The sequence below is a fragment of the Hydrogenophaga sp. genome (assembly GCF_011772445.1).
In the GTDB taxonomy this organism is placed as follows: domain Bacteria; phylum Pseudomonadota; class Gammaproteobacteria; order Burkholderiales; family Burkholderiaceae_C; genus Hydrogenophaga.
On the sequence record NZ_WVZN01000013.1, the window covers coordinates 62,240 to 87,117 of the forward strand.

19 protein-coding genes are annotated in these 24,878 nt (G+C 69.6%); 5 read left to right on the forward strand and 14 right to left on the reverse strand.

Translation table 11 applies throughout. The annotated features are described in order from the left end of the window. Window positions 1-5: 5 nt before the first annotated feature. From GTO19_RS06000 to GTO19_RS06030, 7 genes are all read right to left on the reverse strand, one after another. Window positions 6-368, reverse strand: a complete 363-nt coding sequence (locus GTO19_RS06000) for a hypothetical protein (RefSeq protein ID WP_291019137.1) — start codon at window positions 366-368, stop codon at window positions 6-8. Beyond that, window positions 365-1,741: an acyclic terpene utilization AtuA family protein gene (locus GTO19_RS06005; RefSeq protein WP_291019139.1), complete on the reverse strand. Its 1,377-nt coding sequence runs from the start codon at window positions 1,739-1,741 to the stop codon at window positions 365-367. The genes GTO19_RS06000 and GTO19_RS06005 overlap by 4 nt, the downstream gene beginning before the upstream one ends. Window positions 1,742-1,862: 121 nt before the next feature. Continuing rightward, complete coding sequence (locus GTO19_RS06010; protein WP_291019142.1) at window positions 1,863-2,318, reverse strand: (2Fe-2S)-binding protein; 456 nt, start codon at window positions 2,316-2,318, stop codon at window positions 1,863-1,865. Between the two features lie 10 nt (window positions 2,319-2,328). Further along, on the reverse strand, window positions 2,329-4,602 hold the full coding sequence (locus tag GTO19_RS06015) for a molybdopterin cofactor-binding domain-containing protein (protein WP_291019144.1): 2,274 nt from the start codon (window positions 4,600-4,602) through the stop codon (window positions 2,329-2,331). 7 nt (window positions 4,603-4,609) lie between these two features. Continuing rightward, complete coding sequence (locus GTO19_RS06020) at window positions 4,610-5,641, reverse strand: nucleotidyl transferase AbiEii/AbiGii toxin family protein (protein ID WP_291019146.1); 1,032 nt, start codon at window positions 5,639-5,641, stop codon at window positions 4,610-4,612. Beyond that, window positions 5,628-6,332 (reverse strand): DUF6088 family protein, encoded by a 705-nt coding sequence (locus GTO19_RS06025; protein ID WP_363302956.1) that lies wholly within the window; start codon window positions 6,330-6,332, stop codon window positions 5,628-5,630. Before GTO19_RS06025 ends, GTO19_RS06020 begins: the two co-directional genes overlap by 14 nt. Window positions 6,333-6,356: 24 nt before the next feature. Further along, complete coding sequence (locus GTO19_RS06030) at window positions 6,357-7,865, reverse strand: AMP nucleosidase (RefSeq protein ID WP_291019150.1); 1,509 nt, start codon at window positions 7,863-7,865, stop codon at window positions 6,357-6,359. Window positions 7,866-7,879: 14 nt separating this feature from the next. Here GTO19_RS06030 and GTO19_RS06035 point away from each other — a divergent pair, with 14 nt between their 5' ends. Then, the gene (locus GTO19_RS06035; protein ID WP_291019153.1) at window positions 7,880-9,154 is read left to right on the forward strand and encodes a DUF4010 domain-containing protein; all 1,275 of its coding nucleotides are present in this window, start codon (window positions 7,880-7,882) and stop codon (window positions 9,152-9,154) included. A 20-nt stretch (window positions 9,155-9,174) separates the two neighbouring features. Here GTO19_RS06035 and GTO19_RS06040 read toward each other — a convergent pair whose 3' ends face one another. Then, window positions 9,175-10,962: an FG-GAP repeat protein gene (locus GTO19_RS06040; RefSeq protein ID WP_291019156.1), complete on the reverse strand. Its 1,788-nt coding sequence runs from the start codon at window positions 10,960-10,962 to the stop codon at window positions 9,175-9,177. A 97-nt stretch (window positions 10,963-11,059) separates the two neighbouring features. Continuing rightward, the gene (gene gorA, locus GTO19_RS06045; protein WP_291019158.1) at window positions 11,060-12,475 is read right to left on the reverse strand and encodes a glutathione-disulfide reductase; all 1,416 of its coding nucleotides are present in this window, start codon (window positions 12,473-12,475) and stop codon (window positions 11,060-11,062) included. Window positions 12,476-12,617: 142 nt separating this feature from the next. On the opposite strand from gorA, the gene GTO19_RS06050 reads away from it, so the two are divergent. Together GTO19_RS06050 and GTO19_RS06055 are read left to right on the forward strand one after the other, a co-directional pair. Continuing rightward, window positions 12,618-14,042, forward strand: coding sequence for a hypothetical protein (locus tag GTO19_RS06050; RefSeq protein WP_291019160.1), 1,425 nt, complete (start codon window positions 12,618-12,620; stop codon window positions 14,040-14,042). Between the two features lie 175 nt (window positions 14,043-14,217). Further along, the gene (locus GTO19_RS06055) at window positions 14,218-14,679 is read left to right on the forward strand and encodes a hypothetical protein (protein WP_291019162.1); all 462 of its coding nucleotides are present in this window, start codon (window positions 14,218-14,220) and stop codon (window positions 14,677-14,679) included. Window positions 14,680-14,733: 54 nt separating this feature from the next. Here the strand turns inward: GTO19_RS06055 and GTO19_RS06060 are convergent, their stop codons facing one another. After that, window positions 14,734-15,591 carry a 3-hydroxybutyryl-CoA dehydrogenase gene (locus GTO19_RS06060; RefSeq protein ID WP_291019163.1) on the reverse strand — a complete coding sequence of 286 codons (858 nt, stop codon included), beginning with the start codon at window positions 15,589-15,591 and terminating at the stop codon, window positions 14,734-14,736. Window positions 15,592-15,751: 160 nt separating this feature from the next. Here GTO19_RS06060 and GTO19_RS06065 point away from each other — a divergent pair, with 160 nt between their 5' ends. After that, entirely contained in the window at window positions 15,752-17,485 is a 1,734-nt protein-coding gene (locus GTO19_RS06065; RefSeq protein ID WP_291019166.1) for a GMC family oxidoreductase, read from the forward strand. Here GTO19_RS06065 and rocF read toward each other — a convergent pair. After that, entirely contained in the window at window positions 17,388-18,305 is a 918-nt protein-coding gene (gene rocF / locus GTO19_RS06070; RefSeq protein ID WP_291019169.1) for an arginase, read from the reverse strand. The two genes, GTO19_RS06065 and rocF, sit on opposite strands and share 98 nt — an antisense overlap. Window positions 18,306-18,555: 250 nt before the next feature. Here rocF and GTO19_RS06075 point away from each other — a divergent pair, with 250 nt between their 5' ends. Continuing rightward, complete coding sequence (locus GTO19_RS06075) at window positions 18,556-19,728, forward strand: hypothetical protein (protein ID WP_291031098.1); 1,173 nt, start codon at window positions 18,556-18,558, stop codon at window positions 19,726-19,728. 10 nt (window positions 19,729-19,738) lie between these two features. On the opposite strand, the gene GTO19_RS06080 is transcribed toward GTO19_RS06075, so the two are convergent. From GTO19_RS06080 to GTO19_RS06090, 3 genes are read right to left on the reverse strand one after another with little or no spacing between them, the layout of a single operon-like run. Next, a complete protein-coding gene (locus GTO19_RS06080) occupies window positions 19,739-20,632 on the reverse strand; it encodes a diacylglycerol kinase family protein (protein WP_291019175.1) in 894 nt (297 codons plus the stop codon). Between the two features lie 23 nt (window positions 20,633-20,655). Continuing rightward, window positions 20,656-23,949: a fused isobutyryl-CoA mutase/GTPase IcmF gene (icmF, locus tag GTO19_RS06085; protein WP_291019176.1), complete on the reverse strand. Its 3,294-nt coding sequence runs from the start codon at window positions 23,947-23,949 to the stop codon at window positions 20,656-20,658. 22 nt (window positions 23,950-23,971) lie between these two features. Beyond that, complete coding sequence (locus GTO19_RS06090; RefSeq protein WP_291019178.1) at window positions 23,972-24,853, reverse strand: PPK2 family polyphosphate kinase; 882 nt, start codon at window positions 24,851-24,853, stop codon at window positions 23,972-23,974. Between the last annotated feature and the right edge of the window lie 25 nt (window positions 24,854-24,878).

Genomic DNA, 24,878 nt, shown 5'->3' on the forward strand with positions numbered 1-24,878 from the left:
GCGGCTCAGGGGCCGCCCGCGAGGTGGGTGCGCAAGGCGTCCGGCACGGCGACCGGCAGGTCCAGCATCAGGAAGGACAAGGCCTTGCCGTGGCTGTCGAGGTTGAGGGAGTCGTTCACGCCGCCGTCGAGCACGTCGTCGAGCACGAAGTTCATGGCGTGCAGTTGCGGCAGCAGGTAGCGGCGCACGGCGCTGGGCCGGCGCGCGGCGAAGTGGCGGGCCACGGCGTCTTCGGTGAGTTGCTCGACGAGCAGGTCCCACAAGGCCGGGTGCCAGGCGATCACGCTGATGTTGGAGCGGTTGCCCTTGTCGCCGGTGCGGCTGTGCGCGACGCGGTACAGCGGCACGGTCGTTTGGTTGGTCTTCATGGCTGGGCCTCCTGCCGCGACTCGTCGACCATGGCGTGGCCCACCGACACCGCCTCGCGCGGCACCAGGCAGGAGACCATGCCCAGGCGCGGGCGGATCGCGGTGCGCACGCCGCCGCCGCCGGCGGGGCCGCAGCAGTACAGGGCCGTGACCTCGCGCACCAGGCGCTCGGCCTGCGCGCGATCGCGCTGCTGCAGGGCCACGCGCAGGCGCACGTCGCGCACGCCCTCGTCCAGCGGGTCGTCCAGCCAGCGGCTGCTGTCGTCGCCCAGCACGCTGGTCACGCCGATCAGGTCCACGCGCAGGGGGCCGGCGTCGGCCAGGCGTTCCCGCAGCACCTGCGCGGCCAGGCGCGCGCGCGCCACCGCACGCGCGCCGGCGTAGGAGATCTCGCCCTCGGCGAACCAGCCCGTTTCGAAGCAGGCGTTGACCTTGAGGGTCGGCGGCCGAGGGTGGCCGCTCACGCCCTCGAGCCGCACGCGGTCGGGGCCGATCTGGCGCACGCGCGCGGTGGTGATGTCGGCGACCACGTCCGGCGTGAGGTAGGCCGCGGGGTCGTGCAGTTCGTACAGCAGTTGTTCCTTGACGGTGCGCTCGTCGATGCGGCCGCCGCTGCCTTCGGGCTTGCTGATCGTGCAGTCGCCGCTGTCCTCGATCTCGGCGATCGGGTAGCCCAGCGAGGCCAGGCCCGGCACGTCCTTGTAGCCGGGGTCGGCGAAGTAGCCGCCGGTGACCTGCGCGCCGCACTCCAGCAGGTGACCCGCCATCGTGGCGCGGGCCAGGCGGGTCCAGTCGTCCTGGCGCCAGCCGAAGTGCGCCAGCGCAGGGCCCAGCACCAGCGAGGGATCGGCCACGCGGCCACAGACCACGATGTCGGCCCCCGCCGTCAGCGCCTCGGCGATGGGCGCGGCGCCGATGTAGGCGTTGGCGCTCACCAGCGGCTCGCAGGGCATGGCCTGGCCGAGCGAGCGCTCCAGCAGGGCGCGGTGCTGCAGCCCGCTGACGTCGTCGCCGTGTACCACGGCGATGCGCGGGCGGCGCAGGCCCAGTTCCTTTGCCAGGGCGCGGATGCGGCGCGCCGCGCCGAGCGGGTTGGCGGCGCCGAAGTTGCTGACGATGCGGATGCGGTGCGCCAGGCACAGCGCCAGCACGGGGGCCAGCAGCTCGTCCAGCAAGGGCTCGTAACCCAGGTCGGGGTTGCCGCGGCGCGCCAGCTGCGCCAGGGCCAAGGTGCGCTCGGCCAGGGTCTCGAATATCAGCACGGACGCCTGTCCCCGTGCGATCAGCTCGCGCACCACCGGCAGGGCCGCGTCGGTGCGGTCCCCCGAAAAGCCGGCCGCGCAGCCGATCATCAGGCTCGAACGCTCAGTCATGTGGGTCTCCTGGCGCGAATCTAGGCCAGGCGGCACCTGCTGTGAATTCGATTGTTCGGATCAATTCATCTGCGTTCTGGATGAATGTCCGGGGCCGGACGCCCTGGCGGGCGAGCGGCGGTCAGCGCGGTGTTGCGGCGAGGGCGATGGCTTCCTCGATTCGCTGGTAGGTGCCGCAGCGGCACAGGTTGCCGCTCATGGCGGCGCGGATGGCGTCGGCATCGGGCCGTGGGTTGGCCTTGAGCAGCGCGCAGGCGCTCATGAGCTGGCCGCTCTGGCAGTAGCCGCACTGCACCACGTCCACCGTGGTCCAGGCCGCGCGCAGGGCGGCGATCTCGGGGCCCTCGATGCCTTCGATGGTGGTGATGTCCTGCCCCGCCACCGCTGCGATCGGCGTGACGCAGGAGCGGATGGCGCTGCCATTGGCGTGCACCGTGCAGGCGCCGCACAGCGCCATGCCGCAGCCGAATTTGGTGCCGGTGAGCTGCAGGTCGTCGCGCAGCACCCACAGCAGCGGCGTGTCCGGGTCGGCGTCGACGGTGACCTCGCGGCCGTTGACCTTGAGCGTGGTGGTCATGGTGAACTCCTCAGGCAAGTTTCAGCGGCAGGCTGCGCAGGCGCTGGCCCGTGAGCGCGAAGAGCGCGTTGGCCACGGCGGGCGCGATGGGAGGCACGCCGGGTTCGCCCACGCCCTCGGGGTGGCCGTTGCCGGGCAGGATCACGCACTCCACACGCGGCGATTCGTTGAGCCGCAGGATGGGCTGGTCGTGGAAGTTGCTCTGCTGCACCTGGCCATCGACGATGTCCACGCCGCCGTGCAGCGCGGACGACAGGCCGAACACCACGCCCCCTTCCAGTTGCTGGCGGATGCCCGCCGGGTTGACCGCGAAGCCGCAGTCGATGGCGCACCACACGCGGTGCACGCGGATGGCCTTGTCGGGACCGAGCGAGACCTCGGCCACTTGCGCCACGCTGGAGCCGAAGGAGTCGTGCAGCGCGATGCCGCGCGCGGTCCGGGCGCCGTCGGGCGCGGGCGGCGAGGGCGTGCCCCAGTTCGCGGCCTTCGCCGCGGCTTGCAGCACGGCCAACTGTTTCGGGTGCTGGCGCAGCAGCGATTCGCGAAAGGCCAAGGGGTCCACGCCCGCCGCGTGCGCGCACTCGTCGACGAAGCCTTCCTTGAAGAAGGCCTGGTGCGAGTGGCCCACCGAACGCCAGAAGCCCACCTGCAGCGGCAGCTCCACCGCCGCGTGCGCGATGCGCGCGGCCGGCCATTCGTAGGCCTGGTCGAAGGCGCCTTCACTTGTGGTCTTGTCGGGTCCGCCGCCGGGCAGTCCGAAGGCGCGCTTCAGTACCTGCGGCACGATGGCCTGGCCCGCGCTGGTGTTCTTCCAGGCCACGAGGCGCTGGTCGGCGTCGAAGCCGGCCTCGAAGCGCGCCACGCAGGCGGGGCGGTACAGGTCATGGCGCGTGTCCTGCTCGCGGCTCCACATCGTCTGCACGGCTTGGCCCGGCACCGCCTTGGCGATGGCCGCGGCCTGCGCGATGAAGTCCGTTTCCAGTCGCCGGCCGAAGCCGCCACCCAGCATCAGCACGTGCACCGTCACCGCCTCGTCTGGCAGGCCCAGGGCCTCGGCCGCCGCCGCGCGGGCCAGGCCGGGTACCTGGGTGGACGCCCACACCGTGGCCTTGTTGCCCTCGAACAGCACGGTGCAGTTGATCGGTTCCATCGCCGCGTGCGCGAGCCAGGGCGCGCGGTACTCGGCGTCGATGCGCTTGGCCGCGCCCGCCAGCGCGGCGTCCACCTCGCCGGTTTCGTAGAAGGCGTAGCCCCGCTCGCTGCGCGCGGCGTCGGCCAGGCGCTGCATCGCGGCGGCGCTGCTGAACTCGGCCAGCGCGCCGTGGTCCCAGGTCACGTCCAGCCGGTCGGCGGCCTGCCTTGCGCGCCAGGGGTGGTCGGCGATCACCGCCACACCGCCCGTGCCGCCACGCAGCGGTTCCACCGCCGTCACGGCCTTCACGCCGCGCAGCGCGCGCGCGGGCGCGTCGTCGTGGCGCTGCGCGCGCCCGCCCAGGGTGGGGCACAGGCGCACGCTGGCGTACAGCAGTCCCTGGGGCAGGGCGTCGACGCCGAAACGCGCGCTGCCGTCGATCTTGCCGGGCGTGTCCAGGCGGCGCGTGGGCTGGCCGATGCGCTTGAAGCGCCCGGGTTCCTTCAGCGCCGGGTCGCGCGGCAGCGGCTGCTGGGCTGCGGCGGCGGCCAGGGCGCCGTAGCCCAGGCGGCGCCCGTCGGGCGCGATCACTTCGCCGTTCTCGGTCTGGCAGTCGGCGGGTGCCAGGCCCCACTGCGCGGCGGCGGCGGCCACCAGCATCTCGCGCGCGGACGCGCCGGCCTGGCGCATGGGCATCCACAGGTCCTTCACGCTCGACGAACCGCCAGTCATCATCACGCCGATCTCGCGCATGGCCTTGGCGGTGAGCCACTTCAAGGTGTCGATGCCGGGGTGGTCGGTGTCTGGGTGCACCGGCAGGCCATCCACCACGCTGGCGATGTTGTTGTAGATCCTGTCGATGGGTGACTGCTGCCAGCGCACGCGCGACCAGTCGGCGTCAAGCTCCTCGGCCAGCAGCATGCACAGCGAGGTGACCACGCCCTGGCCCATCTCGCTCTTGGCCAGTGTCACCGTCACCGTGCCGTCGCGCGCGATGCGGACCCAGCCGTTGAAGGCAACCTCGCCTTCACTGGTGGGCAGTGGCCGCGAGGTGGTGAGCCGCTGGCGCGGCGGCATCAGGCTCCAGCCGATGACCAGGGCGCCGGTGACGCCCAGCGTGCCTAGGATGAACTTGCGTCGGGTGGTGGCCATGGCGAACTCAGGATCGGTTGATGGCGTCCTCTGCGTTCGCCAACCGCCCGATCAGGTCATCGAAGGGCGGCGGCTCGGACAGGAACATGGGGCGCATCCTTGCATAGTCCTGCGCCAGTGCGCGCTGGCGCTGGTCGGCTGGAACCAGCCGGAAGCTGCCGTGTCGCGCCAGGTCGTAGCGCGCCCAGCCGCGCGCGAAGACGCGGCTTTTCCAATCGACCACGCGCTCGCATTGCACTTTGTCGGCCAGGAAACGGATGGCATCCGGATGACCCAGGAGCTTGACCGTGTCGAAGTAGTGGCGGGCGTAGCGGTCTGGCGTGGGCGAGTCGGGTGGGCGATGGAATTCCGAATGCAGGATCGTCGCTTTCTCCCAGAAAGTGCGCTGCAGGGCCAGGGTGGTGACTTCGCAGGTCCAGTCGCCGAAGAGTGCAGGAAACGCGTCCGCCAGCAGGGGGCGAACCGGGCGATTTTCGGTCGGTTGCTGATCCGTCAGCGTGCCCAGTTCCAGCTTCACCTCCCGGGCCAGGTAGGCGAAGTCGGTTGCTTGCGCGCTCGGGTAGCGGAAGTACACGATGGGCGACTTCGCGTCCGTGTCCAGCTCGTAGCGCAGCCATGTGCCCTTGGGCGCCTGGCCCAGCGCCTGTGTGATACGCCGCTCCAGCAGCGGCATCAGCAGTTCCTGCGTCTTGTGGGCGCACAGGCGCTGCATCTCCAGCATGGCCGCGTCGCGCTTCACCCGGCTGCCCAGCGTGTCGAAGCCAGCCGCGTCGGCGCCCACGAACTCGGGCACCAGACACAGGTCGATGTCTTCGGAGAAGCGGTCGATGACGCCATACACCTTGGACAGCGAGGTGCCGCCCTTGAACACGAGGTGCGGCGCGAGCTCGGGCTGCGAGAACAGCAGGCCCAGCAGCCAGGAGACCCAGAAGTCTTTTTCGAGGATGACCGACTGGCCTGCCCGGCCAGCGGCCGCCTGTTCAAAGGCCAGGGCGCGGCGTTCCGCCGACAAGGACAGGAACTGTTCAGCGAAGGGCATGCGGTGTTTTCCCTGCAGAAAGTTGTGCAGGTGCTTCATCTGTGCGCGCGACTTCGCGCAACAGGGGTCTCATCCAGGCAGGGGCCAGTGCCAGGTCCTGCAGCACCTTTGCCCGCTCTTCGACCGGTAGTGTCTCGCGCAGGTGCCGAATGCGTGCAGGGCTGATGTGGGGAGCCCCCAGGCTCTTGAAGGCCTGGATCAACAGGCCACTCAAGCGGCCGGCCGCAGCCATCTGGCGTGGCGTGGTGCGCTTGAAACTGAGCTTCAGGGGGCCGGCTTGCACCCTTCGGCTGATGCCATCGGTGAGGAATTCCACTTGAGCAGGAACCTGTTCCGACAGACCGAGCAGATTGGCTGCATACGCCCCTGTGGGCTGGGTGCGGATGCGATCCTTGCCCGCCACCGCCTTCACGATGGCGTCGACGGAGGGCCACAGAACGCCCAGCAGTGCGTCGTGGCGCGGCTTGTCATAGAGGCCACGGGACAGGCGGCGCAGTTCGCCTCGTTGGACCATGCGCTGCAAGGCCTTGTCAATGGCCGCGCGACTGCCCATGGCGGCGAAGGCATCGGGCGTGAACACGGCGCCGGCCTGTGAGCGTTGCACACGGCGCGAAATCAGGGTGTCCAGACTGTGGGGCGAAGCGGCGCGGGGCATGGAGTGGAAAGCGCTTATTTGTCCGAAAAATAGCATGTATTTCGGACAAATAGAAGCCCGCTACTGAAACGCCACCTCCGCGAAGCTCCTCAGCTTGCGGCTGTGCAACTGGTCGACGCCGCCTTCGCGCAGCAGCTCCACCGCGCGGATGCCGATCCGCAGGTGCTGGTCCACGCGTTCGCGGTAGAAGTGGTTGGCCATGCCGGGCAGCTTGATCTCGCCGTGCAGGGGCTTGTCGCTCACGCACAGCAGGGTGCCGTAGGGCACGCGGAAGCGGAAACCGTTGGCCGCAATGGTGGCCGATTCCATGTCCAGCGCCACCGCACGCGACTGGGAGAATCGCAGTTGCGGCATGTTGTTCGGCAGCAGCTCCCAGTTGCGGTTGTCGGTGCTGGCCACGGTGCCGGTGCGCATGATGCGCTTGAGCTCGCCCGGGGCGACGCCAGTGACGTCGGCCACCGCCGCCTCCAGCGCGAGCTGGATTTCGGCCAATGCCGGGATGGGCACCCACAGCGGCAGCTCCTCGTCGAGCACGTGGTCCTCGCGCACGTAGGCGTGGGCCAGCACGTAGTCGCCCAGTTGCTGCGTGGTGCGCAGGCCGGCGCAGTGGCCCAGCATCAGCCAGGCGTGCGGGCGCAGCACGGCAATGTGGTCGGTGATGTTCTTGGCATTGGCCGGACCGACGCCGATGTTGACCATGGTGATGCCGCTGCGGTCTTCGCGCATGAGGTGGTAGCCGGGCATCTGTGGCAGGCGCGGCGGGGCGTGGCCGAGTTCGTCGCCCGCCACGTGTGGCAGGCCCGCGCGGCGCGTGACCACGTTGCCCGGCTCGATGAAGGCCACGTAGGGGCTGTCGGGGTTCTCCATCTCGGCGTGGCCGAGCTTGATGAACTCGTCGATGTAGAACTGGTAGTTGGTGAACAGAACGAAGTTCTGGAACCAGTCGGGCGAGGTGCCGGTGTAGTGGCGCATGCGCTGCAGCGAGTAGTCCACCCGCGGCGCGGTGAACAGCGACAGCGGGTGCGCCTCGCCCGGCCCTGGCTCGTGGGTGCCGTTGGCGATGCCGTCGTCCATGGCGGTGAGGTCGGGCAGGTCGAACACGTCGCGCATGAAGGCGCGGCGCGTCACGCTCATCTGGCCTTCGACGTGGTCGTGCTCGGCGAAGGAGAAGTGGATGGGCACGGGCTGGGTGCTGGTGCCCACCTCGATCTCGCCCCCGTGGTTGGCCAGCAGCAGGCGGAACTGCTCCCGGTAGTAGTCGCCGTACAGGTCGGGCCGGGTCAGCGTGGTTTCGTATCGGCCCGGGCCGGCGACGAAGCCATAGCTCAGGCGCTGGCGGCCGAGTTCGTCGGCGCCTTCGCCCAGGCGCAGGTTGCTGTGGCTAACCAGCCGCACGTAGGGGTAGCAGGCGCGCACGCGCACGTCGTGGAAGTCGGCACCGTCCACGTAGTCGTGCAGTGCCTGGCGAAGAAACTCCACGCTGTTCTGGTAGATGCGGCGCACCTGCGCGAGCGCGGCGTCCGGGTCGTCGAAGCGCTGGGGGGCGGTAAATTCGGGCGTCTTTTGCATGCGGCTATTGTGGAGTGAACGGCCTGAATTCTGCTGACCTGTCCCACGCGGCCGCCACGCTGGCCGTGGCGCTGGGCTGCGGCCTGCTGGTGGGCATCGAACGCGAGCGGCGCAAGGGTCAGGGGCCGGCGCGCGCGCTGGCCGGCCTGCGCAGCTTCGCGCTCACCTGCGTCACGGGCGCCGCGGCAATGCTCACGGGGCTCAATGGCGTGGTGGTGGCGGGCGCGGCCTTCATCGCCGGCCTGGGTGTGGTGGCCTATTTGAAGGACCGCTCCGATGACCCCGGCGTGACGACCGAGGTGGCGCTGCTGCTGACCTATCTGGTGGGCGTGCTGAGCGCGCACAGCGCCGCGCTGGCAGCGGGGCTGGCGGTGGCGCTCACGGTGGTGCTGGCGGTGCGCGAACGCGCCCACCGCTTCGCGACGCACTGGTTGCGACCCAGCGAGCTGCGCGATGGCCTCTTGCTGGCGGCCCTGGTGCTGCTGGCCCTGCCGCTGCTGCCCGATCGGCCGCTGTGGGGGGAGGCCCTCAATCCGCGTGCGATCGGCACCCTGCTGGCCTTGCTGCTGGCGCTGCAATCGGCGGCCCATTTGGCGCGCCGGCTGCTGGCCACGCGGCACGCGGTGGCGCTGTCGGCGCTGGCCTCGGGATTCGTGTCGAGCACGGCCACCATCGCGAGCCTGGGGCTGGCGGTTCGGCCGCACGCCGCGCGCGCACGGGCCATGGCGGGCGGTGGCCTGCTGTCCTGCGTGTCCACGCAGTTGCAGTTGCTGATGGTGGCCGCCGCCGTTCGGCCGGCCTGGTTGTCGGTGCTGTGGCTGCCGGCGTTGGCGGCGGGGGCCCTGGCGCTGGCCTGGGGTTGGTGGCTGGTGCACCGCGATGGCGCCGAGGTGGCCGTGACCGGCGCCACGCCGCGCACCGAGGCGCTGCCCGCGCCGCGCGAGGACCGCATGTTCAGCCTGGGCGGCGCATTGGCCGTGGCGGTGCTGCTGGCGGCCATCCAGGCGCTGGTGCACGGCTTGCAGGGCTGGCTGGGCGAGGCGGGCCTGCTCGCGGGCGCGGTGATTGGCGCCTTGGCCGACCTGCACGCTTCCGCCGCCGCCGTCTTCTCGGACGCCGCCCCCGGCGCGCCGGGGCGGCAGGCCCTGATGCTGGTGCTGCTGGTGCACGCGGGCAGCAAGTCGGTCACCGCTGGCGCGTCGGGCGGCTGGGCCTACCTGCGATGGCTGGCGCCCGGCTTGTGGCTTCACACGCTGCTCGGCGTGGGGCTGCTGGCGTGGATGGGTTGAGCCGCGCCGGCGGGTGCCGGTCAATAGAGAAAGACCGCCCCGGACAAGGCGAAAGCGGGGTCGTCGCCGTAGGCAATCGCCGGATCGCTGCTCACGCCCGAGCCGGGGCCGCCGTGCGAGCGGGCGCCCACGGCCACGGTGCGCCCGTCGCCGCTGATGGCCACCGCGCTGCCGAGGCGAACGTCCCGGTCGCCGGTGGTGCTGTGGTCGCTGGGCTGAAGGATGGTGGCGCTTTCCCAGCCACTGGCCTGGCGCCGAAAGACGTAGGCCGAGCCTGCATCGGTGGTCACGATCGGCGACTCGGCGGTTGACACGCCAAGACCGCTGTAGTCGTTGTACTGCGTGCCGATCACCACGGTCTGGCCGTCCGCGCTGAGCGCCAGGGCCCGGCCGAATTCGTCGGACCTGCGGGGCACGGGACTGCGCAAGGGCGCGCCGTGGGGCGCCCATGGCCCGCCCTCCGAGCGCACGAAGACGTGCACGCTGCCGCTGTTCGAGTGGGCCGGTCTGGACACCAGGCCGTTCGCGTCCAGGTCGGCCTCGCGGGCGGCCACGGCCAATGTCTTGCCCCGGGCGTCCAGTGCGACGGCGGAGCCGAACGCTCCGGTGCCGAGGTCCATCGGGGGTTTGATGAACGCGTCGAGGGACCAGGTGCCCAGCGTGCGTGTGTACAGGTAGACCGCGCCGGAGCCGGGCGCATTGACATCGTCGATGGGCAATGCATGCACGCCCAGGCCCGAGGCGTTGTTGTACGCGCTGCCCACCGCCAGCACGGTGCCGTCGGCGTTGAGCGTCAGCGAGGCGCCGAACCACTCTTCCTGCGCGCCGCTGCCGTCGCGCAGCAGCAGCGTTTCCGTCCAAAGGCCATTGCTTTCTGTGAAGACGTAGACGGCGCCGTCGTCCAGGCGGCTGTCGGCGGGCCCGTCGTCGGTGGGTGCACCGACCGCCAGTGTGCGGCCATCACCGCTCAGCGCCAGGCTGTGGCCGAATTGGTCGTTCGGGCCGAGCTCGCTGCCTTGCAGGTGGCGTTCGAACAGCCAGCGATCACCCTGGCGGCGGTAGACGTACGCCGCACCTGCGGCGTTGAGACCGATGGAGCCGAAGACCAGAACGCTGCCATCGGCCGACAGGACGAGAGCCCGGTCGAACAGTTGGCCAGGGGCGGGGCTCGGCGCCTCCACTGGCCCGCGCGACGTCCACGAGCCGGGGCCCGAGCGCTCGAACAGGTGCACCGCGCCGGTGATGTCGCCCGCCGCCATGACCGAGCCGTCTTGCGACAGAGCGACGGAGATGCCGAATTCCGCGTTCTGCAGCGGTGCGTCTGCCTTGAAGCGGCCCATGGTTTCCTCGAGGCTGCCCTGGAGGCGAAGAGTGCCGGACGACGTACACGCTTCGCCATCGCAAAGCGCGACCCGATAGCTTGCCTGGAGAGCGATGGGCAAGAAGATCTCGACGGTGGCATTGCCGGCGGCCGCGGGCACCTCGGCCAGTGGCGTGGCAGGCAGAGGACCATCGCCGTCCGGGTCTTCGAGGATGAGCGCGCGTTGCACCGACGCGAGTTCGGACCAGGACCAATTCAATGTGAGCCGCTTCACGGTGGCCAGTGAGGCGGTGAGCTCGATGGGTGAGGGCTCGGCACCGGGCGGCGGAGCATTCCTGTTCACGGCACCGGTGGTCGGCGGCGTGGCGAGGCCGCCCCCGCAGCCCGGCAGCAAGGTCAGTGTGAGCAGCAGGGCGCCCAGGGTACAGAGCGCCAGGCAAAGGAGCCGGAACAAATCGGAGTGGGTGGGCTTGGTGCGGGTGGACATGGGGCATCCTGGGAAGGAGCCGCATGCTCACCCTACCGAGTTCTCCATGCCATACCGCGAATGCACGATTCGCCTGCGGGGATGCCGCGCGGTCTGTTCAGCCGGCCGCGGCACGCTTCACCGGCTCGCGCATCGTCACGAATTCCTCGGCGGCCGTGGGGTGGATGCCGATGGTGCTGTCGAACACCGCCTTGGTGGCGCCGGCCTTGAGCGCCACGGCGAAGCCCTGGACGATCTCGCCCGCCTCGGCGCCCACCATGTGCAGGCCCACCACGCGGTCGGTCTTCGTGTCCACCACCAGCTTCATCAAGGTGCGCTCGTTGCGGCCGGAGAGCGTGTGCTTCAAGGCCTTGAACTCGCTGCGGAAGATGGTCACATCGCCGAAGCGCTCGCGCGCCTGGGCTTCGCTCAGGCCCACGGTGCCGATGCTGGGGTGCGTGAACACGGCCGTGGGCACGAAGTCGTAGCTCATGTCGCGCGGCGCCTTGCCTGGCGCCGGGCCGCAGATCTCGTCCACCACCACCATGGCCTCGCCCAGCGCCACGGGTGTGAGCTGCACGCGGTCGGTCACGTCGCCCACGGCGAAGACGTGAGGGACGTTGGTCCGGTAGCGTTCGTCGACGATCACCTCGCCCTTGGCGCCTTGGGCCACGCCCACGGCTTCGAGCCCGAGCCCCTCGGTGTTGGGCACGCGGCCGGTGGCGTAAAGCGCGGCGTCCACGGTGAGGGTGTTGCCGTCCTCGCAGCGCACGACGAGGCCGTCGTCGGTCTTGCGAATGTCGACCACGCCGGCGTTGAGGTGCAGGTCCACGCCGGCCTTGGCCATTTCGGCGGACGCGAAGTGGCGGATCTCGTCGTCGAAGCCGCGCAGCACCTGTTCGCCGCGGTAGAGCTGCGTGACCCGTGCGCCCAGGCCGTTGAAGATGCACGCGAACTCGCAGGCGATGTAGCCGCCGCCCACGATCAGCAGGCGCTTCGGGAAGGGCTCGAGGTCGAACACCTCGTTGCTGGTGATCACGTGCTCTCGCCCGCTGAAATGCGGCACATGGGGCGTGCCGCCCGTGGCGATGAGGATGTGGGCGGCGCTGAAGCGCTGGTGGCCGGGCGAGCCGTCGGCGTGCAGGGTCGCGAGCTCGATGTCGTGGTCGCCGACCAGCCGCGCGAAGCCGTCGAACCGCGTGACGCCCGAGCCGCTGAGCAGGTTGGCGTAGACGCCGTTGAGGCGGGCGATTTCCTTCGCACGGTTGGCCTTGAGCGTGGCCCAGTCGAAGCGCGTCTCGCCCAGTTGCCAGCCGAAGCCACGGGCTTCCTCGAACGCTTCGCTGTAGTGCGCGGCGTAGCTGTACAGCTTCTTGGGGATGCAGCCCAGGTTGACGCAGGTGCCGCCCAGGCCTTGCGTGCCCAGCACCTCGGCGAGGGCCACGCGCAGGCCGCGCTGCGCGGCCATGCGCGCGGCGCGCACGCCGCCGCTGCCGCCGCCGATGACGAAGAGATCGAAGTCGTAGTCGCTCATGGCCGTGATGGTAGGCCAGGCGCGTGGCGTGCCGCCGGTCCTTCCTCCAGTTCCCTGCGCGCTTCAAGGGCCTTGGTTGGTCGTCTGCTGACCACTCCCGGAGGGTATGCATGAACGCTGCGGCCTAAGCTGCCGCCGCGCCATGGACATCCCGCGCCATGGCCGTTTCAGGGAGAAAGCCGTGTGCACCCGTTATGCGTGGGCAGTGATGCCTTTTGTGTTCTTCGCGGCCAGCCTGACTGCCGCCGCCAAGCCCTATCAATTGTGTGGGGACGTTCGCATGAAGCGGCAGGTTATCGAGACCAACTTCCGCTACCCGCCCCGGCCGGATCAGCGAACGGTCGAAGGCACCCGGCGACTCACCTGTGATCTGCCATTTCTCGAGGCGCGCATGGGGCCTCCTGAGTGTGAACCGGGTTTCGTCGATTGCGGCGGTGACGGGCATATCAAGGGAGAGCCCTGTCCGGAGGACAGCAGTGGATGGGACGACTATGCGGTTGCGCGCCTGTCCTATCTGACGGACCAGACGCCGGAGCTGAGCAAAACGACGCGGCCTTGGGTGACGAACCCCGCAGTGGATGTGATTTCCGAGTTTCCCTTCTGGGTCCGCTACGACCTCTACAGGGTCTGGCCTCACGATGGCCGCCCGGGATTTCAGCATCGCGGCACCTTTGAAAGCATCGGATTCGGCAGCGACTTTCAGTATCCCTGCTACACGATGGCTTATCTGGTGGGGTTCTTCAATGGGGTTTGGAATACGCGAGAAGAAGCGGAGCGCTCGCTGGAGGTGATGAAGAAGCAGGACTTTCTTGGCCGCAACTGGCGCGACGCACCGATCCGCTACGAGCTGTTCTACAACCAGAGCTGCAAGCGCAGGGCCGACGACGTGTGCCTGCAGGACGTGGCCGAGGTGTTCCGCCAGCGCAGCGCCGAAATGGACGGCCTGCTCTCACGGCGATGGGAGTATTTCTGGGACCAAGTCACCGGTCAGAGCGACCAGGCCGGTTCGCTTACCCAACGACTGGTGGCCCGCGTGGTGCGCAGCGACAAGGCCTTGTCCAGCTGGTTCGATGGACTGGCCAACGCCACGCTGGCCAAGATCACCGCCCTGAGCACGGCCTTGGCCGATGACCCGCCCACCGCCCAGGACACGGCCGAGCACACCGCGCAATTGATCCGGGCGGGGCAGCGGGCCGAGCGCGCCGTGCTGGTGGCCCATTCCCAGGGCAACCTGTTCGTCAACGCGGCCTACGACGCCTATCTGGCGCACTCGCGGCGGGCCGGCCAGGTGGTGGGCGAGGACACCGGCTACGTCGCGGCGCAGGTGGTGCACATCGCGCCCGCTTCCCCCACGCTGCGCGGCCCCTATGTGCTCGCCGACAGCGACGTCGTCATCAACGGCCTGCGGCGGGTCGACGGCACCTATCTGCCGGTGTCCAACGTAAGCCTGCCGGTGAACAGCCAGGACCGTTCGGGCCACAAGCTGCTCGCCACCTACCTGGACGAGGCGGGCCCCGTGCGCGCCCAGATCCGTCAGTTCGTCACGAAGGCGCTCGATGCGCTCTGATCACCCACGACACAAGGAGGCACCCATGTTCACATCGACTGTCCGCTTCACTCGACCTCTCGTCCTCGCGATCCTCGCCTTGTTGGCGTCCGCTTGCGGTGGTGGCAAGTCTTCGTCACCGTCCGCCTCCGCACCTGTGTCCACCGAACCCGTGACGCGGCCAGCCGAACCCAGCATGAAGGACCAACTCGACGCACTGGAGAAGCAGGGCGTTCTGCCGGAACTTGACCGCTCCACTGACGTCGCTGGACCGGATGCCGATAACAACGGCATTCGCGATGACATCGATGTCTACATAGCCGCACTGCCGGTGAGCGATGCGGTCAAAAAAGCGGCAAGGCAGAGGGCTCGCGTGCAGCAGAGGATCGCAACCATCGACTTGAACGATCGTGCTGCGTTGATGGCGCTGGCCGATGCCAGTATGGCTGCGACCGCATGCATGTCAGAGTCTGCCGAGATGGGTTTGCCATTGGAGCAACAAAGCCAAGCAGGTAAGGTCGGGTTTTCGATCACACTCAAGCTCCAGGCCATCACCGCCAACACCCCCGAGCGCGCGGAGCGCTACCTGGCCTACATGGGTGCCCTGCACGGCACCACTACCACCTATCCCACTGGTAGGGTCTGCGAAGACGAGTAGCCGCGATGAGGCAGGCCGGGGCGCCCGGACATCCGCGGGCCCGGGCCTGACGCCTCAGTACGTGTACACCCCGCGCCCCGTCTTGCGCCCCAGCCAGCCCGCGGCCACCATCTCCTTGAGCAGCGGGGCGGGCCTGTACTTGCTGTCGTTGTATTCCTCGACGTAGACGTTCATCACCGCCAGGCACACGTCCAGGCCGATCATGTCGGCCAGCGCCAGCGGGCCGATGGGCTGGTTGGTGCCCAGTTTCATGCCGGCGTCGATGTCCTCGGCCGTGGCCAGGCCCTCGGCCAGCACGAAGAATGCCTCGTTGATCATGGGCACCAGGATGCGGTTGACCACGAAGCCCGGCGCGTTCTTCACGGTGATGGGCGTCTTGCCCAGTGCCTCGGCCAGGGCCCTCACGGTGGCGTGCGTGGCGTCGCTGGTCTGCAGGCCGCGGATGATTTCCACCAGCGCCATCATGGGCACGGGGTTGAAGAAGTGCATGCCGATGAAGCGGTCGGCGCGCTTCGTGGCGGCGGCCAGCTTGGTGATGCTGATCGAGCTGGTGTTGGTGGCGACGATCACCTCGGGCGCGAGCAGCGCGTCGAGCTGCTGCAGGATCCTGATCTTCAGGGGCTCGTTCTCGGTGGCGGCCTCGATCACGAGTTGTGCGCCCTTGAGGTCGTCGTAGTGGGTGCTGGCCTTGATGAGCGACAGCGCCTGCGCCTTGGCCTCGGCCGTCATCTTCTCCTTCTTGATCAGCCGGTCCAGGCTCCCCGCGACGGTGGCCAGGCCCTTGTCGAGCGCGGTCTGCGCGATGTCGACCATGACCACGCGGATGCCGCTGGTGGCGCAGGCCTGGGCGATGCCGTTGCCCATGGTGCCCGAGCCGATGATGCCGACCGTCTGGATGCTGTTGCTGCTCATGCGAAAACCTCGTCGAGAAGGGAGTGGGATGAGGGGAAACCCGCGTCGCGCGGGCGTCTCGGCTAGGCGCGCCTGCCTACACCACGAGGGGGGCGCCTGATACCTTGGCCTCCGATTGTCGTGTACCCGTCCGGGCGTCTGCGGCAATGCAGGAGACAGCATGTACGACGTGATCATCGTGGGCGGCGGATCGGCCGGCTGCGTTCTGGCCGGCCGCCTCAGCGAAGACCCGGCCCTGCGCGTGGCGCTCATCGAGGCCGGCCCGCCCGACCGCAGCGTGCTCATTCATTGCCCCGCCGGCTTGGCCGTGTTGGCGAAAAACGGCCAGGCCAACTGGTGCTACGAGACCGTGCCACAGCCCGGCCTGAACGGGCGGCGCGGCTACCAGCCGCGCGGCAAGGTGCTGGGCGGTTCCAGCTCGGTCAACGCCATGATCTACGCCCGTGGCCAGCCCGGCGACTACGACGCCTGGGCCGCCGAGGGCAACCCGGGCTGGGCCTGGGCCGACGTGCTGCCGCTGTTCAAGCGGGCGGAGCACAACGAGCGCGGCGCCGATGCGTTCCATGGCACCGGCGGGCCGCTCAACGTGCGCGACCTCACCAGTCCCAACCCTTTCGTGTCCCACTTCATTCAGGCGGCGCGCGAAGCGGGCTACCCGATCAACGCCGACTTCAACGGCGCCGGACAGGAGGGGATCGGCCACTATCAGGTCACGCACAAGAACGGCGAGCGCTTCAGCGCCGCCAAGGCCTACCTCACGCCGCACCTGGGCCGGCCCAACCTCACGGTCGTCACCGACGCGCTGGTGTGCCGCGTGGTGGTGGACGAGGAAGAAGGCCAGGCACCGCGTGCCGTGGCGGTGGAGTACCGCGCCAATGGCGGGCGCGGCCCGCTGCAACTGTTGCGCTGCAAGGAGGGGAGCGGCGAAGTCGTGCTCAGCGCGGGCGCTTTCGGTTCGCCGCAGTTGCTCATGCTCTCGGGCATCGGGCCGGGCGATCACCTGGGCGAGCACGGCATCCGCGTGCTGCACCACCTGCCCGGCGTGGGCGCCAACCTGCACGACCACGTGGACGTGGTGCAGGTGGTCAATGCGCCGCGCGCAACCGAGTTGTTCGGCCTGTCGTTCAAGGGTGTGTGGTCGGCGCTGCGCGGCATCGCCGAGTGGCGGCGGGCGCGCACCGGCCCGCTGACCACCAACTTCGCGGAGGCGGGTGGCTTCATCCGCAGCGCGCCCGACGAGTCCGTTCCCGACCTGCAGCTGCACTTCGTGATCGGCAAGCTGGTGGACCACGGGCGCAAGACGGTGTTTGGCCACGGCTACTCCTGCCACGTGTGCCTGCTGCGGCCCAAGAGCCGCGGCACGCTGCGCCTGGCCAGCCGCGACCCGCAGGTGATGCCGCTGATCGACCCCGCTTTCCTGCGGGACCCGGACGACACCGCGCGCCTGGTGCGCGGCTTTGAGCTCATGCGGCAATTGCTGGGCCAGCCCGCGCTCGCGCGCTTCGGCGGCGTCGAATCGCGCGCCTCGGCCGAGGCCCGAAGCGAGGCACAGATCGAGCAGTTCGTGCGCAACCACGCCGACACCATCTACCACCCCGTGGGCACCTGCCGAATGGGGCCGGCAGGGGGGCCGGGCGAAGGCGCGGTGGTGGACCACGAGCTGCGCGTGCACGGCGTGCGGGGTCTGCGCGTGGTCGATGCCTCGGTGATGCCGCGTGTGGTGAGCGGCAACACCAACGCGCCCGTGATCATGATCGCCGAGAAGGCGGTGGACATGATCCGGGCGTCGCGCCGCGCTACGCTTGGCGCATCAGCGTCGATTTCCCGAACAGGCTTTCCACCAGATCCACCGCCAGTTCAGCCGTCCGGTTGCGCACATCCAGTGCCGGGTTGAGCTCCATCACGTCCAGCGAGGCCAGCCGGCCCGTGTCCGCGATCATCTCCATGCACAGTTGCGCCTCGCGGTAGGTGGGGCCGCCGCGCACCGTGGTGCCGACACCGGGCGCGATCTCGGGGTCGAGGAAATCGACGTCGAAGCTCACGTGCAGGTGGGTGTCCGCGTCCACGCCGTCCAGGGCCTGCTCCATGGTGTGGCGCATGCCCATCTCGTCGATGTAGCGCATGTCGAACACTTCCAGCCCGTGCTCGTGCACCAGGCGCTTCTCGCCCGCGTCCACGCTGCGGATGCCGATCTGGCGGATCTGCGCCGGCTGCACGGCGGGCACATGGCCGCCGATGCCCGTGAGCTCGGGCGGCCCCAGGCCGCACAGCAGGGCCACGGGCATGCCGTGCAGGTTGCCGCTGGGCGTGAGCGCGGCGGTGTTGAAGTCGGCGTGAGCGTCCAGCCACAGCACCCGCAACTTTTTGTGTCTTTCGCGGCAATGGGTTGCCACGGCGCTGATGGAGCCCAGGCCCAGGCTGTGGTCACCACCCAGCACGATGGGCAGGTGCCCGGCGCGCAGTTCGGCGAGCACGGCGCCGTGCAGGGCGAGGTTCCAGGCCCGCACCTCGTCGATGTGGCGGTAGCCCTTGTCTGGCGGCTGCCAGGGGTTGGCTGGCCCCGCGAGGTTGCCGAGGTCGGTCACCGAGAGGCCCTGCGCCTCGAGCACGGCCGCGAGGCCGGCCACGCGCAGGGCCTCGGGACCCATGGAGGCACCGCGTGCGCCAGCGCCGATGTCGGTGGGCACGCCGATGAGGCGGATGGAGGTGTTCATGGGCGCATTCTCGGCGCGACTTTTACGAATCGCTACCGCCCGCGGGGCCGGCGGGTGGCGGGGAGCGTCGGATACTGAGTCCATCCCCTTGTCTTTTCCGGCCTTGCGTGCGTGCAGGCCTTGGTGCTGTTTCATGTCTCATCGTCTGCTCCTGCTCTCTTCCCTCGTTGTTGCCTTGGCCGCTTGCGGCGGTGGAGGCGGCGCAGACGGAGGGGCGGCCCCACCCAGCCAGAACCCGGGTCCGGCGCCCGTGCCACCGTCGGGCGTGACGCCCCTGCCGCCGGGCGCCGGCCCCGGTCTGGGGGCCGCCTGCGCCAATCCCGCCGGCCGGGTGCTTGAGGTCGGACCCGGCAAGGCGTATGCCTCGCCCAGTGCCGCCGCGGGTGCCGCCCGCGCCGGCGACACCATCCGCATCAGCGCGGGCGACTACCGGGGCTCGGCCGCCGTGGCGCAGTGGACGGCGAGCGACCTCACGATCTGCGGCGTGGGCGGCCATGCCCGCCTGTACGCCGATGGCCAGAACGCGCGCGGCAAGGGCATCTGGGTCATCGGTGGCGCCAACGTCACGGTCGATGGCGTGTCCTTCCACAACGCCACCGTGCCTGACCAGAACGGTGCCGGCATCCGCGCGGAGCACACCAGCGGCACGCTGCGCATCGTCAACAGCGGCTTCTACGACAACGAGAACGGCCTGCTGTCCACTGCGGGCAACGGCAGCATCGACATCAGCTACTCCGAGTTCGCCGGCAACGGCCGGGGCGACGGCTACACGCACAACCTCTACGTCGGCCAGATCGATCGGCTGGTGGTGCGCGCCAGCTTCTTCCGCCAGGCCCGCATCGGGCACAACCTCAAGAGCCGCGCGCGCGAGAGCCTGATCGAAAACAGCTACTTCATGGACGGCCCCAGCGGCACCGCCAGCTACCAGACCGATTTCCCCAACGGCGGCCAGGTCGTGCTGCGCGGCAACTTCCTGCAGAAGGGCCCGAACGCGGACAACGCCTACCTGGTCGCCTACGGTTTCGAGGGCTACTCCAACCCCGCGCGATCACTGCACCTGGTGCACAACACCCTGGTGAGCACACGCACGGGCGGCGGCTATCTGTACGTGGCCAATGGCGCCAGCAGCGTGAGCCTCACAGCGAACCTGTTCGCGGGCACCGCCAGCCCGGCGCTCATCACGGGCGGCTTCGCCAGCGGCAACGTGAGCCAGAGCCAGAACGTGTTCGACGTGGCGGCCAACATCCCCGGCGCCACCAACGTGAGCGCCCCGAACTTCTGGCCCAACGCCACCCTGCAGGCCCGCATCGGCCTGTCGGGCGTGCCCGACGCCACCTACGTGAACGACACGCCACGCCCCTTCGTGCTGCGCGCCATCGGCGGGGGCAGCCGCGTGGCCGGGGCGCTGCAGTCCGCGCCCTGACGGCTTCCGATCAGCCCTTGCGCACCACGCGCAAGGCCGACGGCCGCACCACCACCTGAACCGAGCGCGCCAGGCCCAGCCATTCGCCGTCGGCCGCCAGGGGCAGATCACCACGGGCCAGGATCAGCAGCGCCTCGAAGGCCTGCGTGCGGATGCGCGGGTGGCCCAGGTGGCTGCCGCGCAGCAGGCGCGGCAGCATCAGCAGCGCGCCGCCGCGCGTGAAGGGCCCCGCCAGCAACAGATTGAGCAGGCCGTCGTGCGTGCGTGCGCCCGGCGTGGCGGGCATGCCGCCGCCGAAAGTGGGTGTGTTCAGGCTGGCGGCGAACAGGGCGGGGCCACTGTGCAGGTGCTCGCCGTCCATGGTGATATCCAGCGCCCAGGTGCGCAAGGCCGCGAGTTCGCGCAGCGTGGCCCACAGGTAGCGCGGCAGGCCGCGCAGGCGGGCCGGGCCGTCGAGCGCGCGGCGCGCCACGGCGGCGTCGAAGCCCGCGCTCAGGCTGGAGATGAAATGGCTTTCGTGCGCGCGGCCCTGGTCGTCGTGCCAGAGGGCCAGGCCCAGGTCGATGAAGCCGGCGGGGGCATTGAGCGCATGCGACAGCCAGGCCAGCGGCGTGTCGTGGTCGAGGCCGAGCGCGCGCGCCACGTCGTTGCCGCTGCCCAGCGGCACCAGGCCGAGTTCGTGGTCGCGCTCGATGAGCGCGGGCAGCCAGCGGTGCAGGGTGCCGTCGCCACCCACGGCGACGACGCGGCTGCCGCGGGGCAGGGCCTGCAACAGCGCGAGCGCGGCCTCGGCGCTGTCGGGCACGTGCAGCGCCACGTCGGCCGGCAGGGCGCTGCGCAGGGCGGGCAGCAATGCAGCGGCCCGGCCGGCGCGGGCGCTGGGGTTGAACAGAACGGCGCGCACCAGGTCCTAAGCGGGCGGTGCCGTCACATGTTGCGCCGGTACTGGCCGCCCACCTCGAACAGCGCGTTGGTGATCTGGCCCAGCGAGCAGCAGCGCACCGCGTCCATCAGCACCTCGAAGACGTTGCCGTTGTCGATGACGGTGCGCTTGAGGCGCTCGAGCATGGCCGGCGACTCGGCGGCGTGGCGCGCGTGGAAGTCCTGCAGGCGCTTCAACTGGCCTTGCTTCTCCTCGTCGGTGGAGCGCGCGAGCTCCAGAGACTGGGGGATCGGGTCGCCGTGCGGGTTGCGGAAGGTGTTGACGCCGATGATGGGCAGCTCGCCGGTGTGCTTGAGCGTCTCGTAGTGCATCGACTCGTCCTGGATGCGGCCGCGCTGGTAGCCGGTCTCCATCGCGCCCAGCACGCCGCCGCGCTCGGCGATGCGCTCGAACTCGGCCAGCACGGCCTCCTCCACCAGCTCGGTCAGCTCCTCGATGATGAAGCTGCCCTGGCTGGGGTTCTCGTTCTTCGCCAGGCCCCACTCGCGGTTGATGATGAGCTGGATCGCCATGGCGCGGCGCACCGACTCCTCGGTCGGCGTGGTGATGGCCTCGTCGTAGGCGTTGGTGTGCAGGCTGTTGCAGTTGTCGTAGATCGCGATCAGCGCCTGCAGCGTGGTGCGGATGTCGTTGAACTGGATCTCCTGCGCGTGCAGGCTGCGCCCGCTGGTCTGCACGTGGTACTTCAGCTTCTGGCTGCGCTCGTTCGCGCCGTACTTCTCGCGCATGGCCACCGCCCAGATGCGGCGCGCCACGCGGCCGATCACGGTGTACTCCGGGTCCATGCCGTTGCTGAAGAAGAAGGACAGGTTGGGCGCGAAGTCGTCGATGTGCATGCCGCGCGCCAGGTAGGCCTCCACGAAGGTGAAGCCGTTGGCGAGCGTGAAGGCGAGCTGGCTGATCGGGTTGGCGCCGGCCTCGGCGATGTGATAGCCGCTGATGGAGACCGAGTAGAAGTTGCGAACGTCGTGGTGCACGAAGTAGCTCGCGATGTCGCCCATCACCTTCAGGCTGAACTCGGTGCTGAAGATGCAGGTGTTCTGGCCCTGGTCTTCTTTCAGGATGTCGGCCTGCACCGTGCCGCGCACGTTGGCCAGCACCCATTCGCGGATCTTGGCGGCCTCGGTGGCGGTGGGCTCGCGGCCGTTGTCGGCCTGGAATTTCTCCAGGTTCTGGTCGATGGCCGTGTTCATGAACATGGCCAGGATGGACGGCGCCGGGCCGTTGATGGTCATGGAGACGGACGTGGCCGGGTGGCACAGGTCGAAGCCGCCGTAGAGCACCTTCATGTCGTCCAGCGTGGCGATGGACACGCCCGAGTTGCCCACCTTGCCGTAGATGTCGGGGCGCTGGTCGGGGTCGTTGCCGTAGAGCGTGACCGAGTCGAAGGCGGTGGACAGGCGCTTGGCCGGCATGCCTTCGGAGAGCAGTTTGAAGCGCCGGTTGGTGCGGAAGGGGTCGCCTTCGCCGGCGAACATGCGCGTGGGGTCCTCGCCCTCGCGCTTGAAGGCGAAGATGCCGGCGGTGTAGGGGAAGCTGCCGGGCACGTTCTCCAGCATCAGCCACTTGAGCAACTCGCCGTGGTCCTCGTAGCGGGGCAGGGCGACCTTGCGGATCACGGTGCCGGACAGGCTCTTCGTGGTGAGCGCGGTGCGGATCTCCTTGTCGCGGATCTTCACCACGTACTCGTCGCCCGCGTAGGCCTTCTGCATGTCGGGCCATTGCGCCAGCAGCTTGCGCGCGCCCGGGTCCTGGTCGAGCTCACGCACCTGGGCGAGATCGATCACGGCCTCGGCGGCGCGCGAGCGCTCGGGCTTGTCGACGCGCAGCATCCCGGCGCTGGCGCGCAGTTGCTGGATCTCGCGCGCGAGCCTGGCCTGCTGGTGCACGCCGCGCTTGTACCCGCGCACCGTGTCGGCGATCTCGGCCAGGTAGCGCGTGCGTGCGGGCGGCACGATGGGCGTCTGGTTGGTGCTGTGGCGCACGCTCACCACGGGCAGCGAGCCTTCACCCAGCGCCAGGCCCAGCTCGCCCAGGCGGGGCTTGAGCGCCTGGTACAGCGCGGTCACGCCGTCGTCGTTGAAGCGCGCGGCCATGGTGCCGAACACGGGCATCTCGTCCGGCCGCTTGCCCCAGGCCTCCTTGTTGCGCTGCACCTGCTTGGCCACGTCGCGCAGGGCGTCGGCCGCGCCCTTGCGGTCGAACTTGTTGATGGCCACGAAGTCGGCGAAGTCGAGCATGTCGATCTTCTCGAGCTGGCTGGCCGCGCCGAACTCGGGCGTCATCACGTACAGCGGCACGTCCACGTGCGGCACGATGGCCGCGTCGCCCTGGCCGATGCCCGAGGTCTCGACGATGACCAGGTCGAAGCCGGCGGCCTTGCAGGCGGCGATCACGTCGGGCAGGGCGGCGCTGATCTCGCTGCCGAAGTCGCGCGTGGCCAGGCTGCGCATGAAGACGCGCGGGCCCTTCTGCCAGGGCGCGATGGCGTTCATGCGGATGCGGTCGCCCAGCAGCGCGCCGCCGCTCTTGCGCCGCGAGGGGTCGATGCTGATGACGGCCACGCGCGCCGCGTCGCCCTGGTCCAGGCGCAGGCGCCGGATGAGTTCGTCGGTGAGCGAGGACTTGCCCGCGCCGCCGGTGCCGGTGATGCCCAGCACGGGCACCTTCGTAGCGGCGGCCGCGTCGCGCACGGCCTGCACGAGCCTGGCGTCGGCCTGGCCGTTCTCGATCACCGTGATGAGCTGGGCCAGCGCGCGCCACTGGGCCTCGTCCCGGCCCTGGATGGCCTTCAAAGCCGTCGGTGCGTGCGGTGAGAGGTCCTGGTCGCAGCGCATGACCATCTCGCCGATCATGCCCTGCAGGCCCATGCGCTGCCCGTCCTCGGGGCTGTAGATGCGCGTCACGCCGTAGGCCTGCAGCTCCTGGATCTCGCTCGGCACGATCACGCCGCCACCGCCGCCGAACACCTGGATGTGCTCGCCGCCGCGCTGCTTGAGCAGGTCCACCATGTACTTGAAGTACTCGACGTGGCCGCCCTGGTAGCTGCTGACGGCGATGCCCTGCACGTCTTCCTGCAGGGCGGCCGTCACCACCTCGTCCACGCTTCGGTTGTGGCCCAGGTGGATCACCTCGGCGCCCATGCCCTGCAGGATGCGGCGCATGATGTTGATGGCCGCGTCGTGCCCGTCGAACAGGCTCGCGGCCGTGACGAAGCGCACCTTGTGCTTCGGGCGGTACTGGGTCAGGGCCTGGTAATCGGCGCTCAACTGGGTCATGGCTCGTCTCTCTCGGGTGGATTCATTCGACGCGCAGGTTCTTCAGCGCGGGGTCGTCGGGGGGAAAGCGCAGTTCCAGCCGCTTCAAGGTGTCGCGCACGATGGTCGCGATCATCAGGTTGCGGTGGGTCTTGCTGTTGGCGGGCACCACGGTCCAGGGCGCCCAGGGCGTGCTGGTGGCCTCCAGCAGCGCCTGGTAGGCCTTCTGGTAGGCGGGCCATTGCTTGCGCACCTCCAGGTCGCCCAGGCTGAACTTCCAGTGCTTGTCGGGGTCGTCGATGCGGTCCTGCAGGCGCTGGCGCTGCTCCTCGAAGCCGATGTGCAGCATGAACTTCAGGATCACGGTGCCCGTCTGCGCCAGCAGTCGCTCGAAGTCGTTGATGTGCGCGTAGCGCTGCTGCGTTTGCGCCTGGTCGATCCAGCCGTTGACCACGGGCACGAGCACGTCCTCGTAGTGGCTGCGGTTGAAGACCACGATCTCGCCATCGCCCGGCATGGCCTGGTGGATGCGCCAGAGGAAATCGTGCGCGCGTTCGGGTTCGGTGGGCGCCTTCCAGCCCACGGTGCGCACGCCCAGCGGGCTGGTGCGGCCGAACACGCCGCGCACGGTGCCGTCCTTGCCGGCGGTGTCGGTGCCTTGCAGCACCACCAGCAGCTTGTAGCGCCGATCGGGGTGGAACACGTTCTGCAGGGCGTCGATCTCGCCGGCGAGGCGTTCCACGGCCTCCTTGTCGGCTGCCTTGTCCCCGCCGGAGAACGGTTTGGCGCCAGGGTCCAGCGCGTCGAGCGACACCTTCGGTCTGGCCGCCTCGGGGTCGATCTGCCAGTCGCGCCAGGGGGCGCCCTTGGGCGCGCGCAGCACCGACGCGTCGAAGGGCAGGCGGGCGTCGCGGGAATTGGGCATGTCGGCGGGCTTGGTGGGGGAGCGG

Bases quoted from the DNA above. Each gene is read 5' to 3' on its own strand.
- GTO19_RS06025 (WP_363302956.1), bottom strand. From the start codon at position 6,332: ATGCTATTTTTCGGACAAATAAGCGCTTTCCACTCCATGCCCCGCGCC.
- GTO19_RS06015 (WP_291019144.1), bottom strand. From the start codon at position 4,602: ATGGCCACCACCCGACGCAAGTTCATCCTAGGCACGCTGGGCGTCACC.
- gorA (WP_291019158.1), bottom strand. From the start codon at position 12,475: ATGAGCGACTACGACTTCGATCTCTTCGTCATCGGCGGCGGCAGCGGC.
- GTO19_RS06010 (WP_291019142.1), bottom strand. From the start codon at position 2,318: ATGACCACCACGCTCAAGGTCAACGGCCGCGAGGTCACCGTCGACGCC.
- GTO19_RS06065 (WP_291019166.1), top strand. From the start codon at position 15,752: ATGTACGACGTGATCATCGTGGGCGGCGGATCGGCCGGCTGCGTTCTG.
- GTO19_RS06020 (WP_291019146.1), bottom strand. From the start codon at position 5,641: ATGCCCTTCGCTGAACAGTTCCTGTCCTTGTCGGCGGAACGCCGCGCC.
- GTO19_RS06050 (WP_291019160.1), top strand. From the start codon at position 12,618: ATGGACATCCCGCGCCATGGCCGTTTCAGGGAGAAAGCCGTGTGCACC.
- GTO19_RS06030 (WP_291019150.1), bottom strand. From the start codon at position 7,865: ATGCAAAAGACGCCCGAATTTACCGCCCCCCAGCGCTTCGACGACCCG.
- icmF (WP_291019176.1), bottom strand. From the start codon at position 23,949: ATGACCCAGTTGAGCGCCGATTACCAGGCCCTGACCCAGTACCGCCCG.
- GTO19_RS06055 (WP_291019162.1), top strand. From the start codon at position 14,218: ATGAAGGACCAACTCGACGCACTGGAGAAGCAGGGCGTTCTGCCGGAA.
- GTO19_RS06040 (WP_291019156.1), bottom strand. From the start codon at position 10,962: ATGTCCACCCGCACCAAGCCCACCCACTCCGATTTGTTCCGGCTCCTT.
- rocF (WP_291019169.1), bottom strand. From the start codon at position 18,305: ATGAACACCTCCATCCGCCTCATCGGCGTGCCCACCGACATCGGCGCT.
- GTO19_RS06090 (WP_291019178.1), bottom strand. From the start codon at position 24,853: ATGCCCAATTCCCGCGACGCCCGCCTGCCCTTCGACGCGTCGGTGCTG.
- GTO19_RS06005 (WP_291019139.1), bottom strand. From the start codon at position 1,741: ATGACTGAGCGTTCGAGCCTGATGATCGGCTGCGCGGCCGGCTTTTCG.
- GTO19_RS06000 (WP_291019137.1), bottom strand. From the start codon at position 368: ATGAAGACCAACCAAACGACCGTGCCGCTGTACCGCGTCGCGCACAGC.
- GTO19_RS06060 (WP_291019163.1), bottom strand. From the start codon at position 15,591: ATGAGCAGCAACAGCATCCAGACGGTCGGCATCATCGGCTCGGGCACC.